Source organism: Microbacterium sp. AC132 (genome assembly GCF_979258525.1).
Window position 1 is genome coordinate 474,962 of the sequence record NZ_OZ409862.1, and the last position, 12,290, is coordinate 487,251.

At 69.2% G+C, this 12,290-nt stretch carries 10 protein-coding genes; 6 read left to right on the forward strand and 4 right to left on the reverse strand.

Annotation, left to right across the window (positions count from 1 at the left end; all coding sequences use genetic code 11):
- Positions 1-21: 21 nt before the first annotated feature.
- On the forward strand, positions 22-1,905 hold the full coding sequence (locus tag ACZZZQ_RS02235) for an ABC transporter ATP-binding protein (protein WP_056277840.1): 1,884 nt from the start codon (positions 22-24) through the stop codon (positions 1,903-1,905).
- A gap of 161 nt (positions 1,906-2,066) precedes the next feature.
- Here the strand turns inward: ACZZZQ_RS02235 and ACZZZQ_RS02240 are convergent, their stop codons facing one another.
- A complete protein-coding gene (locus tag ACZZZQ_RS02240; protein ID WP_463506793.1) occupies positions 2,067-3,839 on the reverse strand; it encodes a phosphoenolpyruvate carboxykinase (GTP) in 1,773 nt (590 codons plus the stop codon).
- Positions 3,840-4,037: 198 nt separating this feature from the next.
- On the opposite strand from ACZZZQ_RS02240, the gene ACZZZQ_RS02245 reads away from it, so the two are divergent.
- Entirely contained in the window at positions 4,038-5,480 is a 1,443-nt protein-coding gene (locus ACZZZQ_RS02245; protein ID WP_056277833.1) for an XRE family transcriptional regulator, read from the forward strand.
- Between the two features lie 19 nt (positions 5,481-5,499).
- Here the strand turns inward: ACZZZQ_RS02245 and ACZZZQ_RS02250 are convergent, their stop codons facing one another.
- Both ACZZZQ_RS02250 and ACZZZQ_RS02255 read right to left on the reverse strand, forming a co-directional pair.
- Positions 5,500-6,561, reverse strand: a complete 1,062-nt coding sequence (locus ACZZZQ_RS02250; protein ID WP_463506794.1) for a winged helix DNA-binding domain-containing protein — start codon at positions 6,559-6,561, stop codon at positions 5,500-5,502.
- 36 nt (positions 6,562-6,597) lie between these two features.
- Positions 6,598-8,046: a glyceraldehyde-3-phosphate dehydrogenase gene (locus ACZZZQ_RS02255; RefSeq protein ID WP_320491243.1), complete on the reverse strand. Its 1,449-nt coding sequence runs from the start codon at positions 8,044-8,046 to the stop codon at positions 6,598-6,600.
- Positions 8,047-8,250: 204 nt separating this feature from the next.
- Here ACZZZQ_RS02255 and ACZZZQ_RS02260 point away from each other — a divergent pair, with 204 nt between their 5' ends.
- Together ACZZZQ_RS02260 and ACZZZQ_RS02265 are read left to right on the forward strand one after the other, a co-directional pair.
- Complete coding sequence (locus ACZZZQ_RS02260; RefSeq protein WP_372984271.1) at positions 8,251-8,622, forward strand: DMT family transporter; 372 nt, start codon at positions 8,251-8,253, stop codon at positions 8,620-8,622.
- On the forward strand, positions 8,619-8,942 hold the full coding sequence (locus ACZZZQ_RS02265) for a DMT family transporter (RefSeq protein WP_463506795.1): 324 nt from the start codon (positions 8,619-8,621) through the stop codon (positions 8,940-8,942). Before ACZZZQ_RS02260 ends, ACZZZQ_RS02265 begins: the two co-directional genes overlap by 4 nt.
- 7 nt (positions 8,943-8,949) lie before the next feature.
- Here the strand turns inward: ACZZZQ_RS02265 and ACZZZQ_RS02270 are convergent, their stop codons facing one another.
- Positions 8,950-9,498, reverse strand: coding sequence for a hypothetical protein (locus ACZZZQ_RS02270; RefSeq protein ID WP_372984268.1), 549 nt, complete (start codon positions 9,496-9,498; stop codon positions 8,950-8,952).
- Positions 9,499-9,564: 66 nt separating this feature from the next.
- Between ACZZZQ_RS02270 and ACZZZQ_RS02275 the strand changes: the two genes are divergently transcribed.
- Together ACZZZQ_RS02275 and ACZZZQ_RS02280 are read left to right on the forward strand one after the other, a co-directional pair.
- Positions 9,565-10,149: a TetR/AcrR family transcriptional regulator gene (locus ACZZZQ_RS02275; protein ID WP_431738776.1), complete on the forward strand. Its 585-nt coding sequence runs from the start codon at positions 9,565-9,567 to the stop codon at positions 10,147-10,149.
- Between the two features lie 160 nt (positions 10,150-10,309).
- Positions 10,310-12,289, forward strand: coding sequence for a primary-amine oxidase (locus ACZZZQ_RS02280; protein ID WP_463506796.1), 1,980 nt, complete (start codon positions 10,310-10,312; stop codon positions 12,287-12,289).
- Position 12,290: the final 1 nt, after the last annotated feature.

Sequence of the window (12,290 nt, forward strand, 5' to 3'; positions counted from 1 at the left end):
CCTTTCAGAACGAGGTCCCGCATGTCCAGCACGGCGACATCACGCCGACGCGGACGCGGCGCGCACTACGACGGCCCGCGCGCCACTTTCCGCCAGCTCCTCCCCTTCCTCTTCGAGCACAGGCGCACGCTCATCGTCGTCGCTGTGCTCAGCGTCTTCGGGGCGGCCACCTCGCTCGCGCAACCGCTGCTGGTCGGGCAGCTCATCGAAGCCGTGCAGTCCGATCAGGGCCTCGGGATCCTGGTGTGGGTCCTCGTCGGTCTCGTGATCGTGTCGTCGATCATCTCCGGCTACCAGCACTATCTGCTGCAGCGCACCGGCACCGCGGTCGTGTACTCGAGCCGTCGCAAGCTGATCTCGCGCATCCTTCACCTGCCCATCAGCGAGTTCGACGCCCGCCGGACCGGAGACCTCGTCTCGCGCGTGGGCACCGACACGACACTGCTCTACGCCGTGCTCACCCAGGGGCTGGCGGATGCCGTCGGCAGCGCGATCCTCTTCCTCGGCGCGCTGATCGCCATGCTCGTGATCGACCCGGTCCTGCTGCTGCTCATCGTCGTCGTGATCGGAGCCTCGGTCGTCGTCGTCACGGCGCTCAGCGGCCGCATCCGCACCGCGTCCACCGCTCAGCAGGAGAAGGTCGGCGAACTCGCCTCCGGGGTCGAGCGCGCCGTCGGCTCGATCCGCACCGTGCGCGCCTCGGGAGCCACCGAGCGCGAGACCGAGACCGTGTCGGCGCTCGCCTCGGAGGCCTACGGCATCGGGGTGCGGATCGCCAAGATCTCGTCGCTCGTGGTCCCCATCGCCGGAGTCGCACTGCAGGTGTCGCTCCTGGTGGTGCTGGGCGTCGGCGGCTTCCGGGTCGCGGCCGGCACGATCACGATCGCCTCGCTGATCACGTTCATCCTGTTCCTGTTCATGCTCGTGATGCCGCTCGCCACCACCTTCGGGGCGATCACCTCGGTGAACCAGGCACTCGGCGCCCTCGGCCGCATCCAGGAGGTGCTGAACCTGCCGACGGAGACCCAGCACGACGCCGAGATCGCCGCGTCCGTCCCGCGCGATGCGGCAGACCCCCTCGCTCCGGCGATCGAGTTCCGTGACGTGCGCTTCCGCTATCCCGAGAACGTGGTCGCCGCTCGCCTCGCCGCCGCGAAGGAGGCGCAGACGCTTCTGGCCGACGCGCACCTCGAACCGACCGACGACTCGGCCGCCGTGGCGGAGCGCGAGGTGCTGCGCGGCGTCTCGTTCGCGGTGCCCCGAGGTGCGCGCGTCGCGCTCGTCGGGCCCAGCGGTGCCGGCAAGAGCACGATCCTCTCGCTGGTGGAGCGCTTCTACGACCCGACAGGCGGTTCGATCCGCCTCTACGGCCACGACTCGCGCACCTACCCGCGCGACGAGCTGCGCGCGCAGTTCGGCTACGTCGAGCAGGACGCCCCCACCCTCGCCGGCACGCTCGGCGACAACCTGCGTCTCGCCTCGCCGGATGCCTCGGATGCGGCCTGCGAACAGGTGCTGCGCGCGGTGAACCTGGGCGACGTGCTCGATCGCGATCCGCTGCGTCTCGATGCCCCCGTCGGCGAAGACGGCGTGATGCTCTCAGGAGGAGAACGCCAGCGTCTCGCGATCGCCCGCGCGCTGCTCACCGACGCACCGATCCTGCTGCTCGACGAGTCGACCTCGTCGCTCGACGGCGTGAACGAGCAGCGCATGCGCGAGGCCATCGACGCGGTCTCGACCGATCGCACCCTCATCGTGATCGCTCATCGACTGTCGACCGTCGTCGACAGCGATCTCATCGTCGTGCTGCAGGACGGCGCAGTGGTCGGTCAGGGCACTCACGCCGAGCTGATCGAGTCGACGCCGCTCTATCGCGACCTGGCTCGGCACCAGCTGCTCGCCTGAGCGTCGCGGCAGGGGCGCACGCGGTCAGCGCGGGAGAAGTACGCGAAGGCGGGATGCCGGAGACCACTCAGCCATGGGTTCGTCTCTGACGTCCCGCCTTCGCGGGTCTGGGGCCACGGGGGCCGTGGAGCGCCGGCTCCCCCGAACCGGCGCCCGGTCTGTCACGCCTTGTCGAGGCGGTAGCGCAGCGAGGCGAGCTCGGCCCGGAGGGCGGCGGGGACCTTGTCGCCGAAGGTGTCGTAGAACTCCTCGGTGAGGTCGGCCTCGGTCTTCCAGGCGTCGGTGTCGATCGAGAAGAGCTCCTCGAGGTCGGCCTCGGGCACGTCGATGCCGTCGAGATTGAGGTCCTCGATCAGCGGCAGGCGACCGATCGGGCTGTCGACCGTCGAGACCTCGCCGGAGACGCGACGGATGATCCAGTCGACGACTCGCGAGTTGTCGCCGAATCCGGGCCACAGGAAGCGGCCGTCCTCGCCACGACGGAACCAGTTCACCTGGAAGATGCGCGGTGCGCGGTCGAACCGGAGACCACGGCCGACCTTCAGCCAGTGACCGAAGTAGTCGGCCATGTTGTAGCCGCAGAACGGGAGCATGGCGAACGGATCGCGACGCAGCTCGCCGACCTTGCCCTCGGCGGCCGCGGTGCGCTCGGACGAGATGTTGGAGCCGAGGAACACGCCGTGGGTCCAGTCGGTGGCCTCGACGACGAGCGGCACATTGGTCGCCCGACGTCCGCCGAAGAGGATCACGTCGAGCGGCACCGCCTCCTCCCAGTCCTCCGAGATCTGCGGGCACTGCGCGGCCGAGACCGTGAAGCGCGAGTTCGGGTGCGCGGCGGGGCGGCCGGAGTCCGGTGTCCAGTCGTTGCCCTCCCAGTCCGTGAGGTGGGCGGGCGCCTGATCGGTCAGACCCTCCCACCAGACGTCTCCGTCGGGGCGGAGCGCGACGTTCGTGAAGATCGTGTTGCCCCAGAGGGTCTCGACCGCCGTGACGTTCGTCGACTCGCCCGTGCCCGGCGCGACGCCGAAGAATCCGGCTTCCGGGTTGATCGCCCAGAGGCGGCCGTCTTCACCGGGGCGGATCCACGCGATGTCGTCGCCGAGCGTCTCGACGCGCCATCCCGGGATGGTCGGGCGCAGCATCGCGAGGTTCGTCTTGCCGCACGCCGAGGGGAACGCCGCAGCCACGTGGTACGCCTTGCCCGTGGGATCGATCACCCGGATGAGCAGCATGTGCTCGGCGAGCCAGCCCTCGTCGCGGGCGATGACCGAGGCGATGCGCAGGGCGAAGCACTTCTTCGCGAGGATCGCGTTGCCGCCGTAGCCCGAGCCGAAGGAGTAGACCTCGAGCGTCTCGGGGAAGTGCACGATGTACTTGTCGTCGTTGCAGGGCCACTCGACGTCGGGCTCTCCCGCAGCGAGCGGCGCGCCGACGGAGTGCACGGTCTTGACCCACGGAGCGCCGTCGGCGATCTGGCGGGTGACCGCATCGCCGACGCGCGTCATGATGCCGATCGACGCGACAGCGTAGGCGCTGTCGGTGACCTGGACGCCGATGTGCGAGAGCGGTCCCCCGACGGGCCCCATCGAGAAGGGCACGACGAACATCGTGCGGCCTCGCATGGATCCCTCGAAGATCTCGGTCATCTTCTCGCGCATCTGCGCAGGAGGAGCCCAGTTGTTGGTCGGGCCGGCATCCTCTTCACTCTCGGACGAGATGTAGGTGCGGCCCTCCGTGCGTGCGACGTCGCTGGGGTGCGAGCGGGCGAGGTACGAGCCGGGACGCCACTCGGGGTTCAGCTTGATCAGCTTGCCCTGGTCGACGAGCCCGCGCAGCAGCCAGTCGTTCTCGGCACGCGAGCCGTCGACCCAGTGGATCGAGGCCGGCTGCGTGAGCGCCGCGATCTCATCGACCCAGGCGGCGAGCTCTGCCATCGCAGGGGTGTCATACGTCGGAGCCGTCCCGAAGGTGCGCACAGGTGCGACAGATGATGCTCGGGGGTGAAGACTTCGGCGATCGCCATGACTACTCCTTTGAAGTGAGGGGCGTTTGTTCCATCTTCTTCCGGTTCGTGCACGACTTTCTGCCATTTCGAGCGATAAGAATCGCGCTTCTTTCGCTAGTATCAAGGAATGGCTCCTTCCGGCATCCACCTCGCGACCCTCGGCCACCGCATCAGACACCACCGCCTCGAGAAGGGCTTCACGCTCGATGAGCTGGGCGCACTCGTCGGCGTCGCCGGTTCGCAGCTGAGCCTGATCGAGAACGGCAAGCGCGAACCGAAGCTCTCACTGCTGCAGGCCATCGCGCTGGCGACGGGCACCGAGGTCACCGACCTCATCTCGGGCGAGCCGCCGAACCGTCGCGCCGCTCTCGAGATCGAACTCGAACGCGCCCAGGAGAGCCCGGTGTTCCGGCAGCTCGGCATCGCCCCCGTGCGCGTCACGAAGGGGATGAGCGACGAGACGATCGAGTCGCTTCTGGGCCTTCACCGTGAACTCCAGCGACGCGAACGAGAGGCGATCGCCACGCCCGAAGAAGCCAGACGAGCGAACACCGAGCTGCGTCTGCGGATGCGCGAGCAGAACAACTACCTCGCGGACATCGAGAGACTCGCCGAGAAGCAGCTGCGGTCCGCCGGGCATGTGCAGGGCGCGCTGACGCACCGCACCGTGAGCATCATGGCCGACAAGCTCGGCTTCGAACTGATCTACGTCAACGATCTGCCGCACTCGACCCGCTCGGTCACCGACCTCGAGAACGGGCGCATCTACCTGCCGCCCGCATCGATCCCCGGGGGTCACGGCCTGCGGTCCATGGCGCTGCAGGCGATGGCGCACCGACTGCTCGGACACACCCCGCCCACCGACTACGCCGACTTCCTGCAGCAGCGGCTCGAGATCAACTACTTCGCCGCCGCGTGCCTGATGCCCGAGACGGCGTCCGTCGCCTTCCTGCAGCAGGCGAAGAAGGATCGCAACCTCGCGGTCGAAGACTTCCGCGACGCATTCGGCGTGACCCACGAAGCGGCCGGGATGCGCATGACGAACCTCCTCACCCAGCACCTGGGCATGTCACTGCACTTCCTCCGTGTCGACGCCACCGGTGCGATCACGCGGGTCTACGAGAACGACGACCTCCCCCTGCCGATGGACGTCACGGGCGCTGTCGAGGGCCAGCGGGTGTGCCGGAAGTTCCAGGCGCGCGCGGCGTTCACGCAGCAGAACCGCACGAACGAACACCACCAGTACACCGACACACCCTCCGGCACCTTCTGGTGCTCGACGCAGACCGGCGCCTCGACCGACGGCGAGTTCTCGATCACGGTGGGCGTTCCCTTCGACGACGCGCGCTGGTGGCGTGGACGCGAGACCGCCGACCGCGCGGTCTCGACCTGCCCGGATGAGGCGTGCTGCCGCCGCCCCTCGGCCGACCTCACCGAACGGTGGAACGGGAAGGCCTGGCCGAGCGCCCGCGTGCACACCCACATGTTCTCGCCGCTCCCCCGTGGCGCGTTCCCCGGCGTCGATGACAACGAGGTCTACAACTTCCTCGGACGCCACGCGAGCGAGTGATTCGCACCGACTCGGCGACTCAAACGTCGAGGAAGCGCGTGAACCGAGCGAGGGCCGCCCGCACCGCCTCGTCGTCGACCGGCCGCGAATCCGGCACTGACTCGAAGAGCTCCGGCGGAGACCCGAGCGAGGCGCTCGCGTGCGTCCAGCATCCGATCACCCGGCCGTCGGCGACGAGCGTCGCCCGCACCATGCCGTTCTTGCCCGGTCCGACGAGAGCGAGATGCTCAGGGGCGCAGACATCCGTGCGGTCGGCGTAGGAGATGTAGTACTCGTCGAAGGCTCCGAGCGCCAGCACCGCCGGGGCACTCGATGACCGCCGCGGACGAGCGACGCCGACGAACACACCCTCTTCGACCTCGACCACGCGAGCCGCCGCGTGATCCCGCGCTTCGCGCGCCTGTCCCAGCGTGAGGCCGGACCACCAGGCGAAGTCCGCGACGCCGGCCGGACCGTGCCCGTCGATGTAGCGCACGAAGAGCTCGGCGAGCGGATCGTCGGGCGCCGCATGCTCGCTGATGTGCTGCTCGACGAGCACGAAGCGCTGCTCCCGGCTCACACCATCGCGCGCGACGACCGGACCCTGGCAGATCAGCCCGTCGAGGGTGAGCTCGCTCAGCAGATGGATGCCGCGCTGCCCGGCGGGATCGATGCCGATACCGGCGAACACCTCGAACATCTCGGCCCGCGTGAGTCCTCCGTCGCGCAGACGCGGCACCGCCGCCGCCACGACCGCGGCGACCATCGACGCATCGATCCCGAGATCGCGACGCCTGCCCGCCGCCTGCTGACGCTGCCGCGCGGCGGTCACCGAGAGCACCCAGCGCAGGTCACGCGCCGGGATGATGTGCAGCGTGCCGCGCATGGTCCACGCGCGCACCAGGTCGCCCCGGGCGAAGGCCCGGTCGACCGCGCGGAGCGGCGGCTCGCCACGGGTGCGCGAAGCCAGGACCCACCGTCCGGCGGTGAAGTCCTGGCTCTGCACCGCGAGCATGTGCGACGCGGCATCCGTCACCGTGCGCGCCGGAGCGCTGAGACGATGCGAGCGGAGCCGCTCGGCGCGCAGAGTCGCGGTCTTCATGCCCTCATCATGCCGGGCACGACCGACATCGCGCACTCACCCGTGCAGCGTCACCTCGCGACGTTCCGGCAGCACGATGGGGTGCGAGCCCGCCATGACCTCGAGCACGCGGATCACCTGGCAGGAGTAGCCGTACTCGTTGTCGTACCAGACGTACAGCACGACGTCGCGGTCGTTCGCGATGGTCGCGAGACCGTCGACGATGCCCGCGCGATGCGAGCCGACGAAGTCCGTCGAGACGACCTCGGGGCTCTCGACGTAGTCGATCTGCTGACGCAGCTTCGAGTGCAGCGAGACGCGACGCAGGTAGTCGTTCAGCTCGTCCTTGACCGCGGGGCGCTCGAGGCCGAGGTGCAGCACGGCCAGCGAGACGTCGGGAGTCGGCACGCGGATCGCAGAGCCGGTGAGCTTGCCCTCGAGCTCGGGCAGCGCTCGCGCCACGGCCTTCGCCGCGCCCGTCTCGGTGATCACCATGTTGAGCACGGCAGACCGGCCACGACGGTCACCGCTGTGGAAGTTGTCGATCAGGTTCTGGTCGTTGGTGAACGAGTGCACCGTCTCGACGTGACCCCGCACGATGCCGTAGGCCTCGTCGATCGCCTTGAGCACCGGGGTGATGGCGTTCGTGGTGCACGAGGCCGCCGTGATGATCCGGTCGTCGGGCTCGATCGTGCTGTCGTTGATGCCGTGCACGATGTTCTTGAGTGCGCCCTTGCCAGGCGCCGTGAGCAGCACGCGAGCGACCCCCGCCGACTCCAGGTGGCGGCTGAGACCCGCCTCGTCGCGCCATCGTCCGGTGTTGTCGACGACGATCGCGTCGTCGATGCCGTACGCCGTGTAGTCGATCGTCGAGGGGTCATCGGAGTAGATCACCTGGATGCGGGTGCCGTTCGCGATGATCTGATCGGCGTCCTCGTCGACCGTGACGGAGCCGGCGAAGCGGCCGTGCACCGAGTCGCGCAGCAGCAGCGACGCGCGCTTCACGAGGTCGTTCTCGGATCCTCGACGCACCACGATCGCGCGCAGTCGCAGACCGCTGCCACCCCCGTTGTGCGCGACGAGGATGCGGGCGAGCAGCCGCCCGATGCGACCGAAGCCGTACAGCACGACGTCGGTGGGCGCTGCCGCGACCGCACCCATCGCCGGCGCGAGCACCTCGGCCAGGTACGCGTCGAGGGGCAGGTCACTGTCGGCGTGGCCCGCGGCGAGGCGCGCGAGGTCGAGCGACGACGCACCGGGTGCGAGTTCGTGTACCGCCTCGAGCACCCCGAGGGTCTCGTCGAGCGGGAGCTGTTCATGCCCGAGCTGCGCCACCCTGTCGTGCACCTCGACGATGCCGGTGGCCGAGAGGCCGAGAAGTCGGTGGCCGTGGAGGGAGGTGACCACGTCGCGTTCGCGCTTGAGAGCGCCGATGAGCGGGATCATCCGCTCGGCCAGCTCTTCTCTCGCCGTCCAGTCGTCGTAGGGTGCGGCGGTTACGTTCATCTGCGTCCTTGCATGTGTGAGCGCGCCGAGGTCGCCGGCGCGCGAGATTGCCGGGTGAGCTTCGGGGGATGCGTCCAGGGTACGCGCCGCGCGGCAGGGTTCTGAAATCGCGGCCTGTCGCCCGTCGTTCACCCACACGACAGGGAATCCTGCGACCATCCGACGCGTTGTCCCCCGGGCACGCCCCGCGTCGAAAGGCTCCATATGACCGCCCCCTCCCGCCCGTCGGCGTGGCCACCGCTGCTGATCGCGATCGTCCTCGAGGTGTCGGCCACCCTGTCGCTGCGGGCCGCCGAGGGTTTCACCCATCCGCTGTGGCTGATCCCCGTCGTGATCGGCTACACCGGCTCGCTCTGGCTGCTGTCGATCGTGCTGGATCGAGGGATGCCCGTGGGTGTGGCCTACGGCATCTGGGCCGCGATCGGCGTCGTCCTCACCGCGATCATGGGCACGGTGCTCTTCGGCGAGCTTCTCGGGACGGTGCAGATCATCGGGATCGGCGCGATCGTGCTCGGTGTGCTGCTCGTCGAGCTCGGATCCCACTCACGCGAGACACCGGTCGAGGTGGCGTCGTGACCTGGACGCTCCTCGCCCTCGCGATCGCGAGCGAGGTCACCGCGACCCTCAGTCTGCGCGCGTCTGAAGGCCTCCGACGCCGAGGGTGGATCCCCGTGATCGTCGTCGGCTATCTCGCCGCGTTCACACTGCTCGGCACGATCCTCGCCATGGGCATGCCGGTGGGCGTCGCCTACGGAGTATGGTCAGCGGCCGGCGTCGCGATCACGGCGATCCTGGGCCGAGTGATCTTCAAGGATCACATCTCAGTCATGATGGCGATCGGCGTCGCACTGATCGCCCTGGGCGTCGTGCTGATCGAGTTCGGCGGCGCGCACTGACGTGACCTCAGAACCCCACGCACATCACGGTGACTCCCGCCGCCATCGCCCACGACTCCACCGCGAGCAGGCGGGCGGTCCGCCCCTGATGCACGGGCACGAGCACCCACTCGGAGACGACCGTCCAGAGCACCACGCCGATGACTCCGGCTATCACGAGCACCGAGAGGAGTCCGTCGAGCCCGTGCCCGCCGTGGCCGCCTGACTCGACCACCGACTGCGTCGCCCCACGCCCGTCACCCGCCGACAGGCTCTCGAAAGAGCAGATCGCCATGACGAGGGAGACCAGCGCGCGGTGGCAGCAGGTCGCAGCCGCCGGGGTGCCCCGCACGCCGGCCGTGCCCAGCATCGCGGAGACGATGAGGACGAGTCCGGTCACCAGCCCGATCAGCGGATCACCGCCGCTCACTGCGATGACGAGCATCGCCGCCGCCATGATCAGCGCGCTCTGCCGCCCCTGCCACGGCACGGCCCGCCAGGCAGCCACGCACGCCGCAGCCGAGACGACGGCGGCGAGCGCCATCAGCCACGGTGCTGCGGGGAGGAGGTGATCCACACTCGCATCATATTGATCAACTGCTCAAAATAGCGATACCCGCGGTGGATGCGTCAGGATGGGCATGTGCCCCGCGTCGTAGACCATGATGAGCGCCGCCGGCAGATCGCCGAGGCGCTGCTGGCCGTGGCCGCGCGCGACGGCCATGAGGCGGTGTCGTCTCGCGCCGTGGCCAAGGAGCTCGGTGTCGCGACAGGCTCGCTCTGGCACTACTTCGACGGGTTCGACGATGTGATCCGCGCCGCAGCGACCATCGTGACCCGGCGCACCGATGAACGGATCGCCGCGGCCACGGATGGGCTCAGTGGACTCGCACGCCTCGACGCGCTCATGCACGAAGTGCTCCCCATCGACGACCGCACGCGCACCGAGGCCTACGTCGTCGTCGGGTTCTGGGGGCGCATCGCGACTCTCGCGCCCGCGCCGAACGCAGGGGCACCCACGGTCGCGACCTGGCAGGAGGGCATCCGTGACGCCCTCGATCAGGCGATCACCGACGGCGAGCTGTCACCGTCGACTCCGACCGGCGCCGTGATGGAGTTGCTGCGCTCGATCACCTACGGACAGCAGGTCATCGAGGTCACCGAGCCGCAGGAGGCCTCAGCGCACCTCGCGGTGTACGACAGCATCCTCGCCCCCTGGCGCAGCTGAGCACACCGCGCTCCCCTGCCGTTCGCCGATGCCGCCTCGTCCGGCCGCCGCCCGAGCCCCTCGGAATCCTCGCCCGTCGCTCTTGTGCGCCCCGTCGCGCCGTCGTACCATCGACCCAATCCGTTTATTGAGCGAACGCTCGAAATAGTGAGGTACGCCGATGTCCCACCCCCAGCCCGTCACCATCGACAGGATCGCCGCGCCGCACCCGCTCGACCCCCTCACCGGCGAGGAGATCGCGGCGGCCCGAGCCGTGCTCGAGTCCGCCGGACTGCTCGGCGAGACCGTCCGCGTGCCGATGCTGCTGCCCGATGAGCCCACCAAGGAGGAGCTCGCCGCATGGAGGCCGGGCGCCCCCATCGATCGCCGCATCGACGCGACCCTGCTCGACACCGCGACCGGCGTCGCGAGCGAAGTCGTCGTCTCGATCACCCGCGGCGAGGTGCTGCGCGCCGAGCGGGTCCCCAACGATGCGCCACCCTACGGCCAGCCCCAGTACCTCTTCGAGGAGTACGAGCGCGCTGAGGCGATCGCGAAGGCGTCACCGGAGTGGCAGGCGGCGATGACGCGCCGAGGACTCGCCGCGCACATGGCCCTCGCGTTCTGCGGACCGCTCGCCCCCGGGTACACCGGCCGCGCCGATGAGGTGGGCCGCCGGGTCATCCGCTCTCTCACCTTCCTCAAATACGACGAGCACGACTCCCCCTGGGCGCATCCCGTCGAAGGGCTGGTCGTGCACATCGACCTCACGACGAACAGCGTGATCCGCATCGACGACGAGGGCGACGTGCCTGTGCCGGCGGGCCACGGAAACTACTACCCCGAGGTGCAGGGCGCCGCGCGCACCTCGCTCAAGCCGATCGAGATCACGCAGCCGGAAGGCCCCAGCTTCGCCGTCAGCGCCTCGCTCGTCGAGTGGGAGAACTGGTCGATGCGGGTGAGCTTCAACGCTCGCGAGGGTCTCGTGCTGCACGACGTCAGGTTCGACGGACGGTCGGTTCTCAGTCGGGCGAGCGTGCCCGAGATGGTCGTGCCCTACGGCGACACCGCACCCGGGCGCTTCTGGATCAGCTACTTCGACGCCGGCGAGTACCTTCTCGGCAAGAACGCGAACCACCTCGAGCTCGGCTGCGACTGCCTGGGGGTGATCCGCTACCTCGACGGCTATGTCGCCGACGACCACGGCCATCCGGTGCGCATCCCGAACGTGGTGTGCATGCACGAGGAGGACTACGGCGTCCTCTGGAAGCACACCGACCTCGCCGGCCGCTCGGACGTGCGCCGCTCGCGCCGCTTCGTGGTGTCGTACTTCTCGACGATCGGCAACTACGACTACGGGTTCTACTGGCACTTCTCCCTCGACGGCTCGATCGAGGTCGTCGCCAAGGCCACGGGGATCGTGTTCGCCGGCGCCGGCGAACCGGGGGTGCGGCAGAAGCACGCCACCGAGCTCGCGCCGGGCGTCTTCGCGCCGGTGCACCAGCACCTGTTCTGCGCACGGCTCGATGTCGCCGTCGACGGCGAGGAGAACCGTCTGGTCGAGATCGACGCGCAGCGCATCCCGATGGGGCCGGACAACCCGTTCGGCAACGCCTTCACGTGGTCGGAGACTCCGTTGCTCTCCGAGGGCGGGGCGCAGCGGGAGGCGGACACCTCGGTCGCGCGCGCGTGGGAGGTGCAGAGCACCACTCGGACGAACCACGTCGGCCGCCCCACGGCCTATCACCTGATCCCGGAGCCCACCGCTCTGCTGATGGCCGACCCCGCGTCATCCGTCGCCGCGCGTGCGGCGTTCGCGACCAAGCATCTCTGGGCCACCCGCCATGAACACGGGCAGATCTGGCCGGCCGGCCGGTATCCGAACGCGCACCAGGGAGGCTCCGGCCTGCCGGAGTACTCGGCGGGCGACCGTTCGCTCGACGGCGAGGACATCGTGCTGTGGCACACCTTCGGACTCACGCACTTCCCGCGCCCCGAGGACTGGCCGATCATGCCGGTCGACTATGCCGGATTCTGGTTCAAGCCGAACGGCTTCCTCGATCAGAACCCCGCGATGGATGTTCCCGAGTCGTCTCAGGCGCACGTCACCGAGGACGCCGGATGCTGCGGAGGTGGCGAGGGCTGCACCTGCTCCCATTGAG

What these genes read in the sequence shown, in the direction of transcription:
- ACZZZQ_RS02245 (WP_056277833.1), top strand. Translation starts at nt 4,038, where the DNA reads ATGGCTCCTTCCGGCATCCACCTCGCGACCCTCGGCCACCGCATCAGA.
- ACZZZQ_RS02240 (WP_463506793.1), bottom strand. Translation starts at nt 3,839, where the DNA reads ATGGCAGAGCTCGCCGCCTGGGTCGATGAGATCGCGGCGCTCACGCAG.
- ACZZZQ_RS02260 (WP_372984271.1), top strand. Translation starts at nt 8,251, where the DNA reads ATGACCGCCCCCTCCCGCCCGTCGGCGTGGCCACCGCTGCTGATCGCG.
- ACZZZQ_RS02255 (WP_320491243.1), bottom strand. Translation starts at nt 8,046, where the DNA reads ATGAACGTAACCGCCGCACCCTACGACGACTGGACGGCGAGAGAAGAG.
- ACZZZQ_RS02235 (WP_056277840.1), top strand. Translation starts at nt 22, where the DNA reads ATGTCCAGCACGGCGACATCACGCCGACGCGGACGCGGCGCGCACTAC.
- ACZZZQ_RS02250 (WP_463506794.1), bottom strand. Translation starts at nt 6,561, where the DNA reads ATGAAGACCGCGACTCTGCGCGCCGAGCGGCTCCGCTCGCATCGTCTC.
- ACZZZQ_RS02280 (WP_463506796.1), top strand. Translation starts at nt 10,310, where the DNA reads ATGTCCCACCCCCAGCCCGTCACCATCGACAGGATCGCCGCGCCGCAC.